At 73.0% G+C, this 21097-nt stretch carries 18 protein-coding genes; 9 read left to right on the top strand and 9 right to left on the bottom strand.

The features are described from left to right. Positions 1–20: 20 nt before the first annotated feature. The 3 genes from ACSP97_RS15860 to ACSP97_RS15850 form a co-directional block, all read right to left on the bottom strand. Complete coding sequence (locus ACSP97_RS15860) at positions 21–635, bottom strand: DJ-1/PfpI family protein (RefSeq protein ID WP_355147893.1); 615 nt, start codon at positions 633–635, stop codon at positions 21–23. Between the two features lie 35 nt (positions 636–670). Then, entirely contained in the window at positions 671–2269 is a 1599-nt protein-coding gene (locus tag ACSP97_RS15855) for a thiamine pyrophosphate-binding protein (RefSeq protein ID WP_382075544.1), read from the bottom strand. A gap of 131 nt (positions 2270–2400) precedes the next feature. Further along, entirely contained in the window at positions 2401–3228 is an 828-nt protein-coding gene (locus tag ACSP97_RS15850) for a type 1 glutamine amidotransferase domain-containing protein (RefSeq protein ID WP_070023780.1), read from the bottom strand. Positions 3229–3503: 275 nt separating this feature from the next. Between ACSP97_RS15850 and ACSP97_RS15845 the strand changes: the two genes are divergently transcribed. From ACSP97_RS15845 to ACSP97_RS15835, 3 genes are read left to right on the top strand one after another with little or no spacing between them, the layout of a single operon-like run. Then, complete coding sequence (locus tag ACSP97_RS15845; protein ID WP_355321900.1) at positions 3504–5486, top strand: alpha-1,4-glucan--maltose-1-phosphate maltosyltransferase; 1983 nt, start codon at positions 3504–3506, stop codon at positions 5484–5486. Beyond that, on the top strand, positions 5483–7168 hold the full coding sequence (gene treS, locus ACSP97_RS15840; RefSeq protein ID WP_382014811.1) for a maltose alpha-D-glucosyltransferase: 1686 nt from the start codon (positions 5483–5485) through the stop codon (positions 7166–7168). Before ACSP97_RS15845 ends, treS begins: the two co-directional genes overlap by 4 nt. Continuing rightward, complete coding sequence (locus ACSP97_RS15835) at positions 7165–8511, top strand: maltokinase N-terminal cap-like domain-containing protein (protein ID WP_440557995.1); 1347 nt, start codon at positions 7165–7167, stop codon at positions 8509–8511. Before treS ends, ACSP97_RS15835 begins: the two co-directional genes overlap by 4 nt. On the opposite strand, the gene ACSP97_RS15830 is transcribed toward ACSP97_RS15835, so the two are convergent. Both ACSP97_RS15830 and ACSP97_RS15825 read right to left on the bottom strand, forming a co-directional pair. After that, positions 8508–9170 carry an HAD-IB family hydrolase gene (locus ACSP97_RS15830; protein ID WP_358276336.1) on the bottom strand — a complete coding sequence of 221 codons (663 nt, stop codon included), beginning with the start codon at positions 9168–9170 and terminating at the stop codon, positions 8508–8510. The two genes, ACSP97_RS15835 and ACSP97_RS15830, sit on opposite strands and share 4 nt — an antisense overlap. Beyond that, positions 9167–10303: a hypothetical protein gene (locus tag ACSP97_RS15825; protein WP_440557993.1), complete on the bottom strand. Its 1137-nt coding sequence runs from the start codon at positions 10301–10303 to the stop codon at positions 9167–9169. Before ACSP97_RS15825 ends, ACSP97_RS15830 begins: the two co-directional genes overlap by 4 nt. A 192-nt stretch (positions 10304–10495) precedes the next feature. Between ACSP97_RS15825 and ACSP97_RS15820 the strand changes: the two genes are divergently transcribed. Beyond that, positions 10496–11116, top strand: coding sequence for a ScbR family autoregulator-binding transcription factor (locus tag ACSP97_RS15820; RefSeq protein WP_358673105.1), 621 nt, complete (start codon positions 10496–10498; stop codon positions 11114–11116). A 24-nt stretch (positions 11117–11140) separates the two neighbouring features. On the opposite strand, the gene ACSP97_RS15815 is transcribed toward ACSP97_RS15820, so the two are convergent. Further along, on the bottom strand, positions 11141–12460 hold the full coding sequence (locus tag ACSP97_RS15815; RefSeq protein ID WP_440557991.1) for a M6 family metalloprotease domain-containing protein: 1320 nt from the start codon (positions 12458–12460) through the stop codon (positions 11141–11143). Between the two features lie 311 nt (positions 12461–12771). On the opposite strand from ACSP97_RS15815, the gene ACSP97_RS15810 reads away from it, so the two are divergent. Further along, positions 12772–13431: a TetR/AcrR family transcriptional regulator gene (locus ACSP97_RS15810; protein ID WP_355147877.1), complete on the top strand. Its 660-nt coding sequence runs from the start codon at positions 12772–12774 to the stop codon at positions 13429–13431. A gap of 121 nt (positions 13432–13552) precedes the next feature. Then, complete coding sequence (locus ACSP97_RS15805) at positions 13553–15088, top strand: MFS transporter (protein ID WP_355147875.1); 1536 nt, start codon at positions 13553–13555, stop codon at positions 15086–15088. A 109-nt stretch (positions 15089–15197) separates the two neighbouring features. Here ACSP97_RS15805 and ACSP97_RS15800 read toward each other — a convergent pair whose 3' ends face one another. Next, entirely contained in the window at positions 15198–15710 is a 513-nt protein-coding gene (locus ACSP97_RS15800) for a MarR family winged helix-turn-helix transcriptional regulator (RefSeq protein WP_355147873.1), read from the bottom strand. 139 nt (positions 15711–15849) lie between these two features. On the opposite strand from ACSP97_RS15800, the gene ACSP97_RS15795 reads away from it, so the two are divergent. Next, positions 15850–16653: a dioxygenase family protein gene (locus ACSP97_RS15795; protein ID WP_355147871.1), complete on the top strand. Its 804-nt coding sequence runs from the start codon at positions 15850–15852 to the stop codon at positions 16651–16653. A 40-nt stretch (positions 16654–16693) separates the two neighbouring features. Here ACSP97_RS15795 and ACSP97_RS15790 read toward each other — a convergent pair whose 3' ends face one another. After that, the gene (locus ACSP97_RS15790; RefSeq protein ID WP_355321910.1) at positions 16694–17215 is read right to left on the bottom strand and encodes a GNAT family N-acetyltransferase; all 522 of its coding nucleotides are present in this window, start codon (positions 17213–17215) and stop codon (positions 16694–16696) included. A 201-nt stretch (positions 17216–17416) separates the two neighbouring features. Here ACSP97_RS15790 and ACSP97_RS15785 point away from each other — a divergent pair, with 201 nt between their 5' ends. Both ACSP97_RS15785 and ACSP97_RS15780 read left to right on the top strand, forming a co-directional pair. Beyond that, positions 17417–18415, top strand: a complete 999-nt coding sequence (locus ACSP97_RS15785) for a sigma-70 family RNA polymerase sigma factor (RefSeq protein ID WP_146467373.1) — start codon at positions 17417–17419, stop codon at positions 18413–18415. A gap of 712 nt (positions 18416–19127) precedes the next feature. Further along, positions 19128–19928 carry a TetR/AcrR family transcriptional regulator gene (locus ACSP97_RS15780; protein ID WP_440557987.1) on the top strand — a complete coding sequence of 267 codons (801 nt, stop codon included), beginning with the start codon at positions 19128–19130 and terminating at the stop codon, positions 19926–19928. Here the strand turns inward: ACSP97_RS15780 and ACSP97_RS15775 are convergent. Beyond that, positions 19925–20986 carry a helix-turn-helix transcriptional regulator gene (locus tag ACSP97_RS15775; RefSeq protein ID WP_440557985.1) on the bottom strand — a complete coding sequence of 354 codons (1062 nt, stop codon included), beginning with the start codon at positions 20984–20986 and terminating at the stop codon, positions 19925–19927. The two genes, ACSP97_RS15780 and ACSP97_RS15775, sit on opposite strands and share 4 nt — an antisense overlap. Between the last annotated feature and the right edge of the window lie 111 nt (positions 20987–21097).

Below are 21097 nucleotides of genomic sequence, written 5' to 3'. Positions count from 1 at the left end.
TGCGGGGTCCGGCGCCGGCCTCAGGCGGCGATGACGTCGCTGGGCAGGGACAGCCGCTCGATCACGGTCCGGGCCAGCAGGTGGCAGTGGTCGACCGTGCGGGTGGTGATCAGATCGCGGTCGACGGCGACGTCCTGGTTGACGTAGACCCCGCCCATGTTGCGGACGTCCGCGACGATGTTGTTGTGGCAGGTGACCGGACGACCCCGGACCAACTCGGGTGCGGCCGACAGCAGTTGCAGACCGTGGCAGGAGAACGCCTTCACCAGCGACGGCAGCCGGAACGCGCGGCGCATCAGCTCCAGCGCGGGCGGTACGGCGTCGACGTCCTCGCTGTAGCGCAGCCGGTCGGCGACCCCGCCCGAGGGCACGATCAGCGCGGCGAAGTGGAGCAGTTCGTGGTAGTCCAGCTCCTCCAGGTCGCCGTCGACGGTCAGCGGCGCCTGGTACTCGTGGCCGGCGAAGGTGAGCGAGGGCTGCCCCCACAACCGGGTGAGCAGGGTCACCTCGGCGCCCTCCTCGGCGAAGCGCCGCTGGTAGTAGGCGAGTTCGTCCTCGACGTAGCCGGACTCCAGCAGGATGCCGATGCGCTTGCCGGAGAGCCTTCCGGTCTTGAGGGGTATGACGGTTCCCATGGGATGTCCCGGTTCTTCTCGAAAGGGCTGGAGAGCTACTCGGTGATCAGGTCCACCAGGAACGGCCCGTCGTGGGTGAGCAGGCGGCGCACCGCGCACTCGACCTGCTCGGGCCGCTCCACCCGCATGCCCTCGACACCGAGGGAGCGGGCCAGGTCGGCGAAGCGGATGTCGGGGCGGGACAGGTCGAACGCCGCCGGATGGGCGTGCGGTTCGAGGCCCTGCTCGCGCCAGTACTGCTCGATGTTCAGGTCGAGGAGCCGGTAGCGGCGGTTGTTGCAGATCACGAAGCCCGCGCCGATGTGGTGGCGGGCCGCCGTCCACAGCGCCTGGATGGTGTACATGCTGCCGCCGTCGCCGGTGAAGCCGATCACCCTCAGGTCGGGGCGGGCCAGCTTCATGCCCAGCGCGCCGGGGATGCCGACGCCGAGCGAGCCGCCGCGGGTCTGGAGGAACCGGCCGGGCACCCGGGGCGGCAGGTGCCGCGCCAGCGGGCCCGAGGCGGTCAGCGCCTCGTCGAAGTAGGCGAGGTGCTCCGGGGCCTGCCGCGCCAGTTCGCGGGCGAAGTGCTCCATCGGCGTGTCCGGCGCCGCGGCCGGCACCGGCCGCGGCGAGGCCGCCGCCGGCACCGCGCCGCGGGCGCGCAGCTCGGCCGCGAGCGCCGCCAGCGTGAGCTTCGGGTCGGCCGCCAGGCCCAGGTCGACGGGATGGTTCTTGGCGATCTCGTAGGAGTCCAGGTCGACGTGCACGATCCGGGCGTCCTTGCGGAAGGGGTTGTCCAACCGCGGGAACACCTCGGGGAACACGTACGTGCCCACGATCAGCACGCTGTCGGCGTCCCGCACGACGGCCGCGCTGTCCTCGCCGAACATGTGGCCCAGCTGGCCCGCGTACAGCGGGTGCGTGGTGTCCATGTTCACCTCGGAGTGGTTCACCCCCCACACCGGGGCGCCCAGCAGCTCGGCCACGTCGGTCAGTTCGCGCTGCGCCGCGGACGCGGCGACGCCGTCGCCCATCAGGATCAGCGGGTGTTCGCCCTCCCGCAGCAGCTGCGCGGCCCGCGCGACCTCGGACGGTTCGGCCGCGGTCCGGGTGGAGGGCACCACCGTGGGCACCGCGTCCTCGGTGGTGATCTGGTCCAGCACATCGGCCGGCAGCACCACCAGGACCGGTCCGCGCGGCGGGGTCATGGCGATCTTCACGGCCCGGCGCAGCACCCGGAGCACCGAGCCGGGGTCCACCACACGGGTGGCGTACTTGGTGACCGGCTCCGCCATCGCGACGAGGTCGGCGGCCATCTGCGCGTCCATCGCGTCGTAGCGCACGCCGGCCTCGCCCACCAGCGTGACCAGCGGGGAGCCGCCCCTCTTGGCCTGGTAGAGCAGTCCGATGCCGTTGCCGAGACCCACCCCGCTGTGCAGCTGGACCACGGCCGGGCGCTGCGCCGCGCGGGCGTAGCCGTCGGCCATGGCGACCGCGACGCCCTCGTGCAGGGTGAGTACGTACTCGGTGGCACTGGAGTCCGTGAGATCGAGGAAACCCTGTTCGACCGTGCCGGGGTTGCCGAACATATGGGTGATGCCGTCGGCCGCGAGCTGCTCGAACAGGGCGGCCTTGCCTGGCCTTGCGGGCATGAGGAGGCTCCTCTGCAAGGGGAGGGGAGAGGGTTCTTCGTGCAGGGGGGAGGGACGTCGCGTCCGGGGACGGGAGCACCGCGGGACCCGTCCCCGGGCGCGGATACGGCCGGGCGCGGACGCCGGGGGCGCTACCAGCCGTAGCGGCGCAGGTCCTCCTCCAGGACCTTGACCAGGAGTTCGCCGGAGAGCGAGGAGTCCGGGGTGGACCGGGCGGTGATGAAGGGGAAGTCCACGATCACCGAGGTCTCCTTGCCCACGTTGCCGTGGAAGGCGCCGTCCGGGCCGGTGGCGTCGCGCAGGATGTACTCCAGCGGGTACGGCGGCGGACCCATGTTGAACTCGACGCCGAGGAAGCCGGTGCCGTCCTTGTAGTCGTACTCCTTGGGGTGGCCGGTGACGTGCTTGCCCCACAGCAGGCTGCGGCGGGACTCCCAGTCACGGGCGAAGGCCAGGGTCGCCACGCCGTAGCACTCGGCCAGCACCGGCTTGTCGGCGGCGACGAAGGCGAGCACCACCTCGTGCAGCCGCTCGTTGTTGGCCAGGTCCACGATGGGACCGCTGCCGCCGACGATGACCAGGGCGTCGAAGTCCGAGACCAGTTCGTCGGTGGCGGAGGCCAGCCGGCGGTGGTACTCCTCCAGCTCCCGCAGGTGGTTGAGGGCGCTGTCGTAAGGCCGCTCCGGGATCAGGTCGGCCAGGCTCAGCGGGTTGTCGAGCCGGTCGGAGTCGTCCACGGCACGCGCCTTGCGGGCCATGTCCCGGGTGGTGACCGAACGGCCGAGCGGCGGGTCGACGTACTCGGAGTCCAGGCTCGGCGGCAGCGCGTGCGCCCGCTTTCCGGTGGGCGTCATGAAGGTGGTGCGGTAACCGCGGGCGTCGAAGGCCTCCAGCGGGCCGACGAGTTCCTCGCCCCAGTACCCGTATTCGGAGAGCACCACGAGGATGCGTTTGGACACGGAATTCTCCTTCGGAAAAGGTTGCCGTGTGTCTGACGTGTCGTGACGTCGATCAGTGAAGCCGTACGCCGAGTGGCCCGGCAACGCTCCCGGACCGGCGCCGGGCAACTGTGCGGACTTGCCTCAGTAGACGAGCCGCACACCCTGGTGGGGGCTGGTCCGCGACTCGTCCAACTTTCCTCTGCGGCGGGCGCTGCCGGAGAAATCCTTGTCCGCCGAATTACCGCCGGGCAACGCTTCGTTCCGCAGTTGCCGACGCACATCTGGAGGAAGCGTTGGACGGTCGAATAGCAATCGAGGACGTACGGCCGGCGGTCGGCGGCGGGGCGTTCCCCGCCAAGGCCGTGACGGGCGAACCGGTGTCGGTGCGGGCCACCGTGTGGCACGAGGGACACGCGGCCCTCGGGGCGGAGGTGGTGCTGCGCGGCCCGTCGGGACCGCCGCGCACCGTACCGCTGCGCCTCGCCGACCCGGGACTGGACCGGTGGGCGGCGACCGTGGTGGCCGATGCGCCGGGCCCCTGGACCTTCCAGGTCGTGGCATGGCGCGATCCGTGGGCCACCTGGACCGCGGGGCTGCGCGCCAAGCTGGACGCGGGCCTGACCGGCCTGGACAACGAACTGGAGGAGGGCGCCCGTCTGCTGGACCGCGCCGCGGGTCCGGCGGGCGACGGCGCCGAGCGGCCCGGGACACCGGCCGGCCGGGGCCGGCTGCTGCGCTCGGCCGCCGCCGTACTGCGCCGCGCCGGACGCCCGCCCGCCGCGCGCGCCGAGGCCGCGCTGTCCGGCTCCGTCCAGGCGGCGATGGCCGAGGCCGCGCCGCGCGAACTGGTCACGCACGGGCCGGTGCGGCGGCTGCGGGTGGACCGGCCGCGGGCCCGGTACGGCAGCTGGTACGAGTTCTTCCCGCGCTCCACCGGCGGCCGGCGCGCCGACGGCACTCCGGTGCACGGCACCCTGCGCACCGCCGTCCGGGAACTGCCCAGGATCGCCGCCATGGGGTTCGACGTGGTCTACCTGCCGCCCGTGCACCCCATCGGCACCGTCCACCGCAAGGGCCGCGACAACGCCCTGACCGCCGCGCCCGGCGACGTCGGCTCACCGTGGGCGGTCGGCTCCGCCGACGGCGGCCACGACGCCGTCCACCCGGACCTCGGCACGGTCGAGGACTTCGTCCACTTCGTCGAGCGGGCCCGCGCGCACGGCCTGGAGGTCGCGCTCGACCTGGCGCTCCAGTGCGCGCCCGACCACCCCTGGGTGACCGAGCACCCCGAGTGGTTCAGCCACCGCCCGGACGGTTCGATCGCCTATGCCGAGAACCCGCCGAAGAAGTACCAGGACATCTATCCCCTCGACTTCGACAACGCCCCGGAATCCCTCTACGCGGAAATCCTGCGCATCGTACGGCTGTGGATCGACCGCGGTGTGCGCATCTTCCGCGTCGACAATCCGCACACAAAACCGGTGGCATTCTGGAGCCGTCTCATCGACGAGATCGGCCGGGAATTCCCGGATGTCTTCTTCCTCGCCGAGGCATTCACCCGGCCGGCCGTTCTCAAGGGCCTGGCCCGCCGCGGATTCGCCCAGTCGTACACCTACTTCACCTGGCGCGAGACAAAGCGGGAACTCACCGAATACCTTGAGGAACTGGTCGCCGACGGCGACTTCCTGCGCCCCAACTTCTTCGTGAACACCCCGGACATCCTGCCCGTGCACCTCCAGACCGGGGGGCCCGGCGCGTTCGCCGTGCGGGCCGCGCTCGCCGCGACGCTGTCACCGTCCTGGGGCGTGTACGCGGGGTACGAGCTGTACGAGGGCGAGCCGCTGCGCGCCACCGGGAACTGCGAGGAGTACGCCCACTCCGAGAAGTACGAGCTGCGTCCCCGCGACTGGGCCGCCGCCCGCGCCGCCGGCCGCTCCCTGGAGCCCTGGCTCACCCTCCTCAACTCCGTGCGCCGCGCCCACCCCGCGCTCCAGCAGCTGCGCACCCTGCGCTTCCACGCCACGGACAACGACGCCCTCATCGCCTACTCCAAGACCGACCCGGCCACCGGCGACACCGTGCTGTGCGTGGTCGGCCTGACACCGGACGCCCCCGAGAAGGGCACGGTGACCCTCGACGCCGAGGGCCCGCGGCTCCCCGACGGGCCGGTCACCGACGCCGTCACCGGCGAACGCCTCATCCTCACCCGGCGGTTCTCCGTCGGCACCGATCCCCTCTCGACCCCCGCCCGCATCCTCACCTGGAGCCGGAAGTGACCATCGACCACACCCCCGACTGGTTCAAGCGGGCCGTCTTCTACGAGGTGCTCGTCCGCTCCTTCCACGACAGCGACGGCGACGGCGTCGGCGACCTGCGGGGCCTGCGGGCCAAGCTCGACTACCTCCAGTGGCTCGGCGTGGACTGCCTGTGGCTGCCGCCCTTCTTCAAGTCCCCGCTCAAAGACGGCGGTTACGACGTCTCCGGCTACCGCGAGGTGCTGCCGGAGTTCGGCACCGTCGAGGACTTCCGGGAACTCCTCCAGGAGGCGCACGCCCGCGGCATCCGCGTCATCATCGACATGGTCATGAACCACACCAGCGACCAGCACCCGTGGTTCCAGGAGTCGCGCAAGGACCCCGAAGGCCCCTACGGCGACTACTACATGTGGGCCGACGACGACAAGGGCTACCCGGACGCCCGGATCATCTTCGTCGACACCGAGACGTCCAACTGGGCGTACGACCCGGTGCGCGGCCAGTACTACTTCCACCGCTTCTTCTCCCACCAGCCGGACCTCAACTACGAGAACCCGCGGGTGCAGGAGGAGATGCTCGGCCACCTGCGCCACTGGCTGGACCTCGGCGTCGACGGCTTCCGGCTGGACGCGGTGCCGTACCTGTACGCGCAGGAGGGCACCAACTGCGAGAACCTGCCCGCCACCCACGCCTTCCTCAAGCGGGCCCGGCACCTCGTGGACACCGAGTACCCCGGCCGGGTGCTGCTCGCGGAGGCCAACCAGTGGCCCGAGGACGTCGTCGACTACTTCGGCGACTACGAGCGCGGCGGCGACGAGTGCCACATGGCCTTCCACTTCCCGCTGATGCCGCGCCTGTTCATGGCGGTGCGGCAGGGCTCGCGCTACCCGGTCTCGGAGATCCTCGCCTCCACCCCCAAGATCCCCGCCGGCTGCCAGTGGGGCATCTTCCTGCGCAACCACGACGAGCTGACCCTGGAGATGGTCACCGACGAGGAGCGCGACTACATGTACGCGGAGTACGCCAAGGACCCGCGGATGCGCGCCAACATCGGCATCCGGCGCCGGCTCGCCCCGCTGCTCGACAACGACCGCAAGCAGATGGAGCTGTTCACCGCCCTGCTGCTGTCCCTGCCCGGCTCGCCGATCCTCTACTACGGCGACGAGATCGGCATGGGCGACAACATCTGGCTCGGCGACCGCGACAGCGTGCGCACCCCGATGCAGTGGACCCCGGACCGCAACGCCGGGTTCTCCACGGCCGACCCGGGTCGGCTGACCCTGCCCGCGGTCATGGACCCGGTGTACGGCTACCAGACCATCAACGTCGAGAGCCAGCTGGAGGCGCCCTCCTCGCTGCTGCACTGGACCCGGGAGATGCTCGCCGGCCGCCGCCGGCACGCCGCCTTCGGACTCGGCGAGTTCGCCGAGGTCGAGGCCGACAACCCGGCCGTCTTCGCGTTCGTCCGCCACTACACGGCCCCCGACGGCACCCGCTCCCAGGTGCTGTGCGTGAACAACCTCTCCCGCCACCCGCAGCCCGTCGAACTCGACCTGCGCGGCTACGCGGGCATCACCCCGGTCGAGGTGCGCGGCGGCGCCCGCTACCCCGTCATCGGGTCCGCGCCCTACCGGCTGAGTCTCGGCGGACACGGCTTCTACTGGTTCTGCATCTGCCCCGACGAGGACCGGAGGCCGGTGTGAGCGACACCGTTCTCGCGGACGCACCCCCGATCGACACCGCGCGGCTGGAACGGGCGCTCACCGGCTGGCTGCCCGGCCAGCGCTGGTACGCCGGCAAGGACCGGCCGCTGCGCACGGCCCGCGTCGTGGAGGTCGGCGCGGTCACCTCGCACGGCATGATCCTGCTGGTGGAGGCGGAGTACGCCGACGGCGGACCCGGACAGCTCTACCAGGTGCCCGTCGCCGTCCACCCGGCGCCGCGGCCACCGGACGGCGGGCACGTCATCGCCGTACAGGACGACGAGAGCGTCATCGAGGGCATGAGCGACGGAACGCTCGTACGGGAACTGCTGCACCTGGTGGCCGGGGAACGCGAGCACCCCCGGCTCGCCTTCCGCAGCGAGCCGCGCTGTGCCGCCTGGCCACCGCCCGGCCGGGTGGCCGGCTGCCGGCCGCTCGGCGTGGAGCAGAGCAACACCTCGGTGGTCGCCGACGAGCGCTACGTGCTGAAGGTCTTCCGCCAGCTGCACACCGGCACCAACCCCGAGCTGGAGCTGACCCGCGCCCTGCGGGCCGCCGGCAACCCGCACACCGCACCGCTGTACGGCGCGGTCGAGACCGAACTGTCCGACGGCCCGGTCACGCTCGCCGTGGTCCAGGGCTTCCTGCCCGGCGCCGCCGACGGCTGGACGCGCGCCCTGGCCGCCGTGCGCGAGGGCCGGGACTTCGCGGAGCAGGCGTACGCCATGGGCGGGGCGGTGGCCGCCGTGCACCGGGACCTGGCCGCGCGGCTGGGCTCCCGCCCGATGGACGAGGAGCACCGCACGGAGCTCGGCGAGGCCTTCCGCACCCGGCTGGAGCAGGCCCTCGCGCACGTGCCCGAACTGGCGCCGTACGCGGCGGACCTGCGCGCCGCCTACGCGGACCTCGCGGACCTGCCGCCCGGCCCGACCGTCCAGCGGGTCCACGGCGATCTGCACCTCGGGCAGCTGCTGTGCACCGGCGCCCGCTGGACGGTGATCGACTTCGAGGGCGAGCCGTCCTGCGCGATGTCCCTGCGGGCCGAACGCCACTCGCCGCTGCGCGACGTGGCCGGCATGCTGCGCTCGTTCGACTACGCGGCCGCCCACGGCGCCGCCCCCGACTGGGCGCGGGCGAGCCGCGAAGCCTTCTGCCGGGGCTACGCCGACACCTCGGGCACCGACCCGCACGCCCAGGAGGCGCTGCTGCGCGCCTACACCCTGGACAAGGCGGTCTACGAGACGGCCTACGAACGCCGCAACCGCCCCGACTGGCTGCACATCCCGCTCGCGGCCATCGCCCGGCTGACGGGACGGGACCCGGCCCCGGCCCCGGCACCCTAGGCGGCGGCGGTCAGGTGGGCGCGCAGCACCGGGTCGTCGCCCACCTGCACCGGGTGGCCCACCTCCGTCAGCATCGGCAGGTCCGAGACGTGGTCGCCGTAGGCGTAGCAGTGGGCCGCGCGGACGTCCGGGTGCTCGGCCAGGAGCGCGCGGACGGCCCCGCGCTTGGCCTCGCCGATCATGGGTGCGCCGAGGAGCGCTCCGGTGTAGACGCCCCGGTGCACCCGGGGCGTACTGCACAGCACCCGGCGGGCGCCCACCTGCTCGGCCAGCGGCGTGAGCACGGCCGGGAAGGAACCGGAGACCAGCACCACGTCCGCGCCGCGCCGCACGTGCTCGCGCAGGGCGGCCAGCGTCGGCTCGACGAAGAAGCCGGGGCCGGCCGCGCGCGCGGCGAACCACCGGGCCGCCAGGGCGTGCACCGCCGCGGCCGGTTCACCCCGCCAGGCCCGGTAGAAGCGGCGGTTGGCCTCGGCCCGACAGGCGCCCCGGGCCAGGAGACCGGCCAGGTCCGCGCGGACCCGCGCGGCCTTCAGGGCGCCCCGGCGGCCGTAGCGGTGCGGGAAGTAGTGGTCCAGGAAGTCGAGCATGCTCTTGGCGGTGATGAGCGTCTCGTCCACGTCGCTGAAGACCAGATAGGCCGGTCGGGCGCCGCTCATCCCACCGTCACCGCCGCGTAGGCCTGCGCGGCGGTGACGGTGCGCAGGGCGCCGTGCGCGGCGACCGTGTGCACGTCCCGCCAGCAGCGCTGGAGCGGGTCGGTGCCGCCCCGGGCCGCGCCGCCCCCGGCCCGCAGCAGCCGGTCGACGGCGGTGACCAGCGTCTCCACCCCGTAGGCGGCGTCCCGGCGGTTGCGGGCGACGGCCGCCGCGTCGGTGGGACCCGCGTCCGCCCGGCCGATGGCCCGGCGCCACAGCAGCGCGACGGAGTCGATCTCCGTGGCGGAGCGGGCGAGCGCGTCGGCCGCGGCCGTGGCGCCGCCTACCGGGGAGGCCGCGGGCATCCGCTCGGTGAAGGCGGCGAGGGCATGCCGGGCGGCGCCGAGGGCCGGTGCCGCGAACAGCAGCGGGCCCGGCAGGTGGGCCGGGACGGTGTGGCAGCGGGGGCCCGGCTCCGGCGAGCCGTCGAGCAGCGCGGCGAACGGCGCCGTGCGGTGGTCGGGTACCAGGACCTCCCGCACGCTGACGGCGTGGCTGCCGGTGGCCCTGAGCCCGGTGCCGTCCCAGGTGTCGTGCACGGTGACGGCCGTACGGGGCACGGCGAAGGCCCGTACGTCGCCTCGGGGTTCACCGGCCGGGGCGGCCAGCAGCAGCCAGTCGGACCACTCGGCGCCGCTCGCCATCGACCAGCGGCCGGTCAGCCGCCAGCCGCCCGCAGCGCGCTCGGCGCGGCCCGCCGGGGGCAGGATCGCCGCCGCGATCCTGGTGCCGGAGGAGCGGGCCCAGATCTCGGCCCGGCCCTCCTCGGGGAGGCGGGCCGCGTAGCGGGCGTGGACCGCCCACAGGGTGCCGCACCAGGCGGCGGAGGGACAGCCCTCGGCGACGGCGACGGCCGCGTCGAACAGCTCGGTGAAGGTGCCGTGGGCGCCGTCCGGGCGGCCGGGTGAGAAGTGCCGGGCGAAGCCGGCCACGTCCAGCGCGGCGAGCGTCTCGGCGTTCAACCTGCCTCGTTCATCGGCCTGTCGGGCGTACCGGGCGGACACCGTGGCGGCGTGGGCGACCTCGGCGGGGCGGAGCGTGGCGTGCCGCCGGGTCGTGTTCGGGGTTCGGTCAGCCAGGGCGAGAGCGTGCACGTACCGACTCCTTGGACCGGGGAGAGACGTGGAGCGGCGCGGACGGCACCGCCCGCTGAAATATACCTACGCACATGAATTTTTTCAGATGCTTTTCGGTCATGGTCCCGAAGTCGGTTCCCGGATAAAATACCGTCAAGAAGGTCTTCTTATTTCTTCGCGGGTTGCGCCCGCACAGGAAGCGAGGCAGCGATGGGCACGGACGACACGGTGGCCGGTTCCCGACGGACCGCGGCCGCCGCCGTGCGGGGCCGCCCGCGCCAGGAGCGGGCGCTGCGCACCCGGGAGCTGGTGCTCCAGGCCGCCGCGCGGGCCTTCGCCGACGGCGGGTTCCCCGATGTGACCGTGCTGGACATCGCCGAGTACGCGGGGATGACCAAGGGTGCGGTCTACTTCCACTACTCCGGCAAGGAGGACCTGGCCGCGGCCGTCTCGCAGGGCTTCTACGCCAAGCTGCGGGAGCTGGCCGAGGCGACCGAGGCCCTCGGCCTGCCGCCGCGGGAACGGGTCGTGGAGTTCCTGATGCGCACCGCGGTCGCCTTCCGGGACGACGTGGTCATCCAGGCGGGCGCCCGGCTCCAGATCGAGCACTCGCAGATCGGCTCGGCGCTGCCGGTGCCCTATCGCGAGTACACCGACATCCTGGCCCGCTGGCTGCTGGAGGACACCCGGGACGCCCGCCCGCCGCAGGCGCTCGCCCGGGTGCTCGTCTCCGCGGTCTTCGGCGCCCAGCACATCTCGTGGATCCTCGACGGACGCGCCGACATCGTGGAGCGGGTCGAGGAGATCGTGGCCGCCACGCTCACCGGGTGACCTCACGCCGGGCGGCGGACGGGGTCAGGTGCGGGTGACCCGGACCCGGTAGTCGCCGTCGTCGTCCACGCCCGTCACCCGCACCTCGATCCCGTGGCGCGGATCCTTGAAGGTCTCGCCGGGGGTGAAGGGGGCGTCGGAGAGTTCGGCCTGGACGTTGGGGCTGCGGGTGCAGCCGCCGGTATCGCGGTGCGAGTCGTAGACGGTGACCGGGCCGCGCCCGGTGTCGACCGTGGCGTCCACCTTGTAGACGAGGACGCCTGGACAGCAGACCACCTCGTCGTTGCCGCCCTGGGCGCGCACCTCCAGGGCGTAGGCCGTGTGGCCGTCCACCGGAACGATCACCAGTTTGCCGCCGCCCGTCCGGTAGAGCGGGGTCAGGGAGTACTCGACGCTGCCCGGCCGGGCGGCGCACCCCACCTGGGTGCCGTCCAGCCAGCCCAGCTTCCACTTGTCCCAGCCGAGCATGTCGTTGTTGGCGCCCCAGTCCTCGCTCATGATGCTCCAGTGCCCGACCGAGCCCCCGCCGTCCTGGGTGTACAGGTCGGGCAGGCCGAAGGTGTGGCCGTTCTCGTGCGGCAGCACCCGGAAGCCGGTGCGCGGGAAGGAGCCGGAGCCGTCGTCCTGGCGGGAGTAGATGAAGGAGGCGTTGGAGACCGGCACCCCGTCGGCCACCGGGGCGTCCCCGTTCCCGGCGAAGGTCACCGACAGCACCGTGTCCAGCGCGGGCGGGCCGGCGTTCGGGGTGATCAGCACGTTGAGCAGGTCGTACGAGCGGAAGTCGACCTTGGGATCGGCCGCGGCGACGATGTCCTGCACCAGCTGCCGGTAGCCCGGTTCGAAGGGCGCACCGCGCTCTATGCCGTACGAGGCGAACGGTTTCGGCATCCGCAGCCAGCCGGTGACCGGGGTCTCGGCCCGGTAGTCCAGGCGGCCGTAGGAAGAGGTGCGGAACCAGTCCTGGGTGCGCGGGAAGAACTCGTGGAAGCGGTCCATCGCGCTGCCCGGCCCGGGGGCGTCGGAGAAGTCGACCATCAGGGTCAGGGCGTGCACCGTGCCCGTGGAGCGGGCGTAGCCGTGCCGGGTGGGCACGCCCTCGGACATCTGCACGTCCTGGCCGCCGTGGATCATGCAGGGCGAGAAGGCGGAGGAGCGGGCCAGGCCGATCGGCCCGGCGGCGGAGGGCGCCGTGAGGCGGGCGGTCCCGGCCGAGGTGCTGATCGCGAGGGTCAGCGCGGTCACCGCGGCGAGAGCGGCCGTCCGGCGCGAGCGTATGCGGCGCGTGCCTATGCCGGCGGGGTCCGGGTCGGATATGCGGCGGGACGACTGCGGCTGCGGCTGCATGCATGGACCCCTTCGCTCCACGGCAGCCCCCGGTCTCCGGCTGCGCCCTTGCGATCACCCTGTGTCGGTGACCCGGCGGGCGCGCGCTGGGCGAGACCGATCGTGCGAAGGGCGGGACCGATCGTGGGAAGCGGGGTACGCGACGGGGTGAATCCCGGGACGGGGGAGCGTGTTCCAGGTCACACGCTTTCTTTCCGGGGGCGGGAAATAAGTGGGGACCCTTTCCCCGTTTGGAAGGGTGTCCGCCCGAAGCGGGGAGTCCTTCCCCGGATCGGCCGGCCCGAAGAACTTCGACATCCGAGGAGTACGCCGTGACGACCGCGACCCGCTGCGCGCCGCGCAAGGTGACCCGGCCCCGTGCCGACGCCCTGCGCAACCGCGAGCGGATCGTCACCGCCGCCCGGGAGATGTTCGTCGAGCACGGCCCCGATGTGCCGCTGGACGAGATCGCCCGCCGGGCCGGCGTCGGCAACGCCACGCTGTACCGCAACTTCCCCGACCGCGACGCCCTCGTCCGCGAGGTCGTCTGCTCCGTGATGGACCGCACGGCCGAGGCGGCCGAGCGCGCCCTGGCGGAGACCGGGGACGCCTTCACCGCGCTGGAGCACTTCGTGCACACCGCCGCCGACGAGCGGATCAGTGCCCTGTGTCCGATGGTCTCCAGCACCTTCGACCGCCACCACCCCGACCTGGAGGCCTCCCGCGAGCGTGTCGAAAGCCTCGTGGAGGAGGTCATGGGCCGGGCGGTGACAGCCGGTCAGCTCCGGCCCGACGTAGGCGCCTTCGACCTGCTGGTCGCCGTCGCCCAGCTGAGCCGGCCCCCGGCCGGCACGGACTGCCTGCGCGGCGACCGGTTCGTCCACCGCCACCTCCAGATCTTCCTCGACGGCCTGCGGGCCCCCGCCCGCTCGGCCCTGCCGGGCCATGCCGTCACCGTCGAGGAGCTGCGTCGGTCCTGCCCGACCGCGTAGCTCCGCGCGACCCGACTTCCGTTCACTGTCCCGACACTTTTCGTTCTCTGTCGATTTCTCGTCATTTTTCCGTCACGACGTCCTGAGTCCGTCGTCTCGAAGTCCCGAAGTGGGTACCCCCATGTCCGAAGCCGTCAAGGCTCCCGGCCTCACCGCGCGCAGCGGTGACGCCAACCGCTGGAAGGCGCTCGTCTTCATCGCGCTCGCCCAGCTGATGGTCGTCCTCGACTCGACCATCGTGAACATCGCCCTGCCGTCGGCCCAGAAGGACCTCGGCATATCCGACGGCAACCGGCAGTGGGTCGTCACGGCCTACGCCCTCGCCTTCGGCGGGCTGCTGCTCTTCGGCGGCCGGATCGCCGACAAGTGGGGCCGCCGGCGAGCCTTCCTCACCGGTCTGGTCGGTTTCGCCCTCGCCTCCGCGCTCGGCGGTCTGGCCACCTCCGGCCCGATGATGTTCGGCGCCCGTGCCCTCCAGGGCGTCTTCGGCGCGCTGCTGGCCCCAGCCGCGCTGTCCCTGCTGGCCGTGATGTTCACGGACGCCCGGGAGCGCGCCAAGGCGTTCGGCATCTACGGCGCCATCGCGGGCGGCGGCGGTGCCGTCGGCCTGATCCTCGGCGGTTTCCTCACCGAGTACCTGGACTGGCGCTGGACGTTCTTCGTCAACGTGCCGTTCGCCGTCGTCGCCGCGCTCGGCGCCACCCTCGTCATCCGGGAGCCGGAGGGCGGCCGCAACCGCTCCCCGCTCGACATCCCCGGCGTGCTCCTGTCCACCCTCGGCCTGGTCGCGCTGGTCTACGGCTTCACGCGCGCCGAGTCCGACGGCTGGGGCGACGCCGTGACCGTGTCCATGTTCGTCGCGTCCGTGGTGCTGCTGCTGGCGTTCGTGCTGGTCGAGTCGCGGGTCAAGGCCCCGCTGCTGCCGCTGCGCGTGGTCCGCGACCGCAACCGCGGTGGCATCTACCTTTCCCTCGGCCTCGCCATCATCGGCATGTTCGGCCTGTTCCTCTTCCTGACCTACTACCTGCAGATCGTGAAGGGCTACACGCCGGTCAAGACGGGCTTCGCGTTCCTGCCGATGGTGGCCGGCATGATCACCGGCTCCACCCAGATCGGCGCCCGGCTGATGACCCGGGTCCGGCCCCGGCTGCTGATGGGCCCCGGCTTCCTGGTGGCCGGCCTCGGCATGCTGCTGCTGACCCAGCTGGAGATCGGCTCCTCGTACGTCACCCTGCTGCTGCCCGCGATGGTGCTGCTCGGCCTCGGCATGGGCACGGCCTTCATGCCGGCCATGTCCCTGGCCACCCAGGGCGTCGAGCCCCGGGACGCCGGTGTCGCCTCCGCGATGGTCAACACCTCGCAGCAGGTGGGCGGCGCGATCGGCACCGCCCTGCTGAACACCATCGCCGCGTCCGCGAAGACGTCGTACTTCAACGACCACGTCGGCGGTGCCGTCACCAAGCCGCAGCAGCAGCTGCTCGGGCTGCAGAGCATGGTGCACGGCTACACCTCGGCGATCGCCCTCGCCGTCGGCATCCTCGGGGTCGCCTCGCTGATCGCCTTCACCTTCGTCAACGCCGGCCGTCCGGGCTCCGTCACGGTGGCCTCCGGCAGGGGCGCCGAGGACGAGGTGCCGGTGCCGGTGGTGGCCCACTGAACACGGCGGTGAGCCAAGGCCCCGCGCGGAGCGGGGGCTAGCGGGGGCTGGGGTCTTCCGTTCGGATCAGGCCGGATCAGCGAGCCCGGCACGATCCGAACGAGAGGCGCTAGCGCAGCCAGGGCAGGTCCGCGCCCGCCTCGTCCGGCTGCAGGCCCTCGGCGACGATCTCCATGATCTCGCCGAGGGCCTTCTGCTGTTCCGGGCTGAGCCGGTCGAACAGGGCCTGGCGCACGGCGGCGACATGGCCCGGCGCGGTACGGCCGAGCACCGCGGCGCCCTCCTCGGTGAGCACCGCCAGCTGGCCGCGCTTGTCGGAGGGGCAGTTCTCCCGGCGCACCCAGCCGCTCTTCTCCAGCCGGGCGACGGCGTGCGACAGCCGGGAGCGGGTGATCTTCGCCTTCATCGCCAGCTCCGTCATCCGCAGCCGGCGTCGCGGCGCCTCGGCGAGGGTGACGAGGAGCCCGTAGTAGACGTGCGGCATGCCCGCGTCACGCTGCAACTGCCGGTCGAGGTGGTCCTCCAGCAGGGTGGTGGCGTGCAGGTACGCGCGCCAGACGCGCTGTTCCTCGGCGGTGAGCCAGCGGTGTTCCGTGTCGGCGGAGTCCGGTGCCGTATTCATGTATCTACTTTACGAAGGGTCTTTTTGAAACTTGAAGCAGTGGCGCTTACGGTGGACACTGGAACTTGAGAGTTAAAGCATCCAGAAGCATCCGGCCCATCGGGACGATGGTCCGTCGGAACGACCGGGAGCCGCCGTCATGTCCGCAGCCACCCCCGCCGCCGGCCGGGAGCGCATGCCCGCCCTGTACCTCAGCCACGGCGCACCGCCGCTCGCCGACGACCCGGTGTGGCCCGGCCAGCTCGCCGACTGGGCCGCGGCGCTGCCCCGCCCGAAGGCGATCCTCGTCGTCTCCGCCCACTGGGAGGAGGCGCCGCTCGCCCTCGGCGCCGTGGAGACCGTCCCGCTCGTGTACGACTTCTGGGGCTTCCCCGAGCACTACTACCAGGTCCGGTACCCCGCCCCCGGCGCACCCGCGCTCGCCGAGTCCGTGCGCAGGCTGCTGCGCGCCCCCGGCACCCCCGTCCAGGACGTCCCGGACCGGGGCCTGGACCACGGCGCCTACGTCCCCCTGGTCGAGATGTACCCGGACGCCGACATCCCGGTGCTCCAGGTGTCCATGCCCACCCTCGACCCGGTGCGGCTGATGGAGATCGGCCGCAGGCTCGCCCCGCTGCGCGACGAGGGCGTGCTGATCGTCGGCTCCGGCTTCTTCACCCACAACCTCGCCGCCCTGCGCCACACCGGCCCAGGGGTCCCCGCCTGGTCCGCCGAGTTCGACGACTGGGGCCGGCGCGCCCTGGCCGACCGCGACTGGGACGCCCTCCTCGACTTCTCCGCCAAGGCCCCGGCCGGCCGCTACGCCCACCCCCGCACCGAGCACTTCGCCCCGCTCTTCGTCACCATGGGCGCGGCGGACGCGGGCGGCGGGCTGGACGCCCACGAGTCGGTGATCGACGGCTTCTGGATGGGCCTGGCCAAGCGGTCGGTGCAGTTCGGCTAGGGCCTTGCGGCCCGGCCTCGCCGGACACCGGCCGGGCCCGCTACAGCTCCTTCTCGTACCAGGCCACGTCCCAGTAGCGGCCGAACTTGCGGCCCACCTCGCAAAAGGTGCCGATGGGCCGGAAGCCGAAGCGCGCGTGCAGGCGCACGGAGGCCTCGTTCGGCTGGGTGATCCCGGCGTAGGCGCGGTGCAGGTCCTCGCCGGACAGGGCCGTGAAGAGGGCGTCGTAGAGCAGGGTGCCGACGCCGCGCCGGCCCGCGTCGGGGGCGACGTACACCGAGGTCTCCACGGAGGTCGCGTACGCGGGCCGCGCGCGGTGCGGTCCCGAGGTGGCGTACCCGAGTATCCGCGGGGCACCGGTGTCGGGGGCGGCCTGCGTGGCAACCATCAGGCGGTGCGGGCCGTCTTCCGGGTGGGAGAGCAGCCAGGGGCGGCGCTCCCCGGGAGTGAGGGCCACGGTGTCGAACGTGACGGGTGTCGTGCGGACGTAGTGGTTGTAGATCTCCGTGAGGGCGTCGAGGTCCCCCTCGACTCCCGGCCTGACCTGCACCTCTGTAGGCACGGACGTCCCCTTCCCTCGCGTGCGGCGGAACAGGGTACTGCATGATCAGAAAAATTGGTGGGCGGGTTGGGAATTCTGTCCGGATTCCAGTCGTTGTTTCCTTCGGATGCAGGGCACTCAGGGGAGAGTCCAGGACAGGTCCCCGAAGTGCCGAGCGTTCAACAGGACCACCCGCCAGCCCACCATCGCAAGGGAGCACGCATGGCAACCCGTGCCGTCGCCCGTCGTCAGTCCGCCTCCGGCGAGACGGCCGACTCGGCAAGCAGGCTTCGCGCTCATGGCGGCGAGATCGCGGACCGCGACCTGGTCGGCATGTACCTCGACGAGATCGCGCGTACGCCGCTGCTCGACGCCGCAAAGGAGGTCGAGCTGTCCCAGACCATCGAGGCGGGTGTGTTCGCGCGGCAGGTCCTCGACGGGTTCGAGGAGACGGCCTCGGACGCCACCCGCGAGGAGCTCCAGGCTCTGGTCGCCGCGGGTGAGCGCGCCAAGGACGTCTTCATCCGCTCCAACCTCCGCCTGGTCGTGGCCGTCGCCCGGCGCTACCCGCGCAGCGGCCTGCCCCTGCTCGACCTGATCCAGGAGGGCAACGCCGGCCTGGTGCGCGCCGTGGAGAAGTTCGACTACCGCAAGGGCTTCAAGTTCTCCACGTACGCCACCTGGTGGATCCGCCAGGCGATCACCCGCTCCATAGCCGACCAGTCGCGCACCATCCGGCTCCCCGTCCACCTGGTGGAGGAGCTGGGCCGCATCCGCCGGGTGCAGCGCGAGTTCAACCGGGAGCACGGCCGCGACCCGGAGCCCGCGGAGATCGCCGCGGAGCTGGGCTCGACGCCCGAGCGCGTCACCGACGTCCTCGACTGGGCCCGCGACCCGGTCTCCCTGAACATGTCGGTGGACGACGAGGGCGAGACCCAGTTCGGCGACCTGCTGGAGGACACCTCGGCGGTCAGCCCCGAGCAGTCCGTCCTGACCCTGCTGCGCAGCGAGGAACTGGACGACCTGATCGGCCGGCTGGACCAGCGCACCGCGTCCATCATCAAGATGCGGTACGGCATCGAGGACGGCCGCGAGCGCACCCTGACCGAGGTCGGCAAGGAGCACGGCCTGACCCGCGAGCGCATCCGCCAGATCGAGAAGCACGCCCTGCTGGAGCTGAAGAAGCTGGCCCGCGACACCGGCTTCGACGCGGCGGCGTGACCCGCCCGAGCGCCCGGGCCACGGCGGCACCGCGCACCGGTCCGCGCCCGTGGGCGAGGCGGCGTACGCCCGGTGGCGAAAGACGGCGCAAACACGGCGCCCGGCCGCCGCTTCAACTCCCGGGCCCGAGGGAACAACCCTTCCGGGCCCGGAAGCGGGCCCCTCGAACGGCCGCACTCCCCACGCAGGGCACCTTTCGCACGAACGCACCGCCCGAACCGCACCACCACGCACCACCCGGCCGACCCCCACGCGAGCCACGTCCCGACGCACATCCCCCCCGGCGTTGGGACTTCCCAGAGCCGGGCTCCGGCGCCCACACCCCCCCCGGGCGCCGGAGCCCGGCTCCTTTCGTGCTCGGCGCGCGTCCGCGCCGCTGCCGTGCGGGGGCGCTGCCGGGCGGGGGCGGTGCCGGGCGGTGCGGTGCGGTGGGAACCGGGTCGGCCGGCTCGTAACGGCACTTCCACGCCATCGAGCGGGGAGACGGACACCGTGCCCAGGCCCCGCCCAGGGGGCTTCCGCTGCGAGAGCGGACCGGTCCGTGTGACGCTGGGGGAGCGGCCCGGTGCGAGGGGGCGCGGGAGTGCGCGGAGCGGCGCGTCGGGCGGGCCGGAGCGGCCGAGGGCACGGCAGGTGGCGGCCCACCCCGTACCTGAACCCCGGGGTGAACCGCCGGATGGCAGCTTCTGCCACACCGTCATAGCCTGCCGAGATGAGCACCACCCCCCGCCCCACCCCCGGCTCCACCCCGCCGTCCCTCTCCCTCACCGAGCGCCGCAAGGCCGAGACCCGGATGGAGATCGCGCGGGCGGCGGCCGCCCTCTTCGTCCGCCAGGGCCTGCGGGCCACCCGCGCCGAGGACATCGCCCGCCAGGCGGGCATCGCACCGCGCACGTTCTACCGCTACTTCGCCACCAAGGAGGAGGCGGTCGCGCCGCTGTACGCCGCCGGTGCCCAGCGCTGGGCGGAGGCCGTGCGCACCGCCCCGGCCCGCCTCTCCGTCCCGCAGGCCCTGGAACACGCCGTCGAGCACACCCTCCAGCCCGGAGCGGGCGTCTCCGCGGCCTCCTGGGAGTGGGTGCGCACCCTGATCCGGCTGACCGACACCAGCCCCGCCCTGCGCAGGGTCTGGGCCGAGGTGGGTCAGACCTCGGAGGACGCGCTGGCGGAGATCCTGGCACGACGGCTGGCCTCCCCCGCGTGGGCCGAGCCGGTGCGGGAGACGGTTGCCGAGGAGGAGGCGGCAACCGGCGGGGAAGCGGCCACCGGCGAGGAGACGGCTGCCGGTGAAGGGGAGGCCGTCGGCGAGGAGGCGGTGCCGGGCGGAGCGCCCCTCCCGGTGATCACCCCCGATCTGCGCTTCGCCGCCGCGGTGGCCGGCAGCGCCGTCCGCGTGGCCGTGAAGTCCTGGGCCGCCACCGCGGCCCCGCCCGCCGGCCCGGACGGCCCCGCCGCCCTGGCCCTGCGCAACCTCAGGGCCCTGGACGCCTTCGCCTGGAACGGCGAACGCTAGGGCCTGCCCCCCGGCTCGTGCCGGGGCAGCCGGTGGCTTTCCTCCCGGACGTCCGCGCCGGGGCCGTGCGACCCGGCCGGGCCGTCCTCGGGCGCCCCGCGCCCCGCCCGGCTCAGCCGCCCGCCCAACTCCCGGACCGCCACCTTCAGTTCCTCCGGGGCCCGCACCGTGAACTCGTACCCGGCAAGCGCCAGCCGGACCGCCAGCCACTCGGCCGGGCCGCCGGCGTCGCCCCGCAGGACACAGCCGCCCCCGCCGTCGTCCACGGGCGTTCCCAGCCACGCCCGGACCCGCTCGGCGACCTCCTCGGCCGACGCGGCGAACCGCACCTCGAACGCATAGGTCTCCGGCCCCCCGTGGATGGACCGCCGCAGATACTCGGCGGCGCCACCGGCCGGGAACTCCCGTGCCGCGAACCGCACTCCGGTGGCGAACGGCTCGCTCAGCCGGTCCACCCGGAACGTCCGCCAGCCCGCGCGGTCCAGGTCGTAGGCGACCAGGTACCAGCGGCGGCCCGCCGACATCAGCCGGTACGGCTCGGTCAGCCGGCGGGAGTCGCCGCCGTCCTTGTCGCGGTAGGCGAACCGCAGCCGCTCCCGGCCGGTCACCGCCCCGGCCAGCGCGGTCAGCGTCTTTGGCGCGATGCTCGTGCCGTCCTCGCCGGGCAGCGGGGTGATCGCGGCCTGGAGCGTGGCGACCCGGTGGCGCAGCCGGGCCGGCAGCACCTGCTCCAGCTTGGCCAGGGCCCGTACCGACGCCTCGTCCACCCCGGACACGGCGTGCGCCGCACCGGCCCGCAACCCCACCGCGATGGCGACGGCCTCCTCGTCGTCCAGCAGCAGCGGCGGCATCGCCGTGCCCGCCACCAGCCGGTACCCGCCGTCCGCGCCCTTGGACGCCTCCACCGGGTAGCCCAGCTCCCGCAGCCGGTCGATGTCGCGCCGCACGGTACGACGGGACACCCCGAGCCGCTCCGCCAGCTCCCCGCCGGGCCACTCGCGGGGCGTCTGGAGGAGAGAGAGCAGTCGCAGCAGCCGGGCCGGGGTGGCGGTCGTCATGCGTACGAGGATGCCGCACCGCCGAACCGCCGTCCGGCCCCGCGACGGCCCGCGTTCGCTTCGCCCCCGCTCGGCCCTTTGGCGCGTTGTGTGTTGTTCACGGCACCTGCG

This window comes from Streptomyces sp. SCPE 10 (assembly GCF_051980735.1).
In the GTDB taxonomy this organism is placed as follows: Bacteria; Actinomycetota; Actinomycetes; order Streptomycetales; family Streptomycetaceae; genus Streptomyces; species Streptomyces misionensis.
The sequence above is the reverse complement of the archived record's forward strand: the minus strand, read 5'-3'. Positions and strand labels throughout refer to the sequence as shown.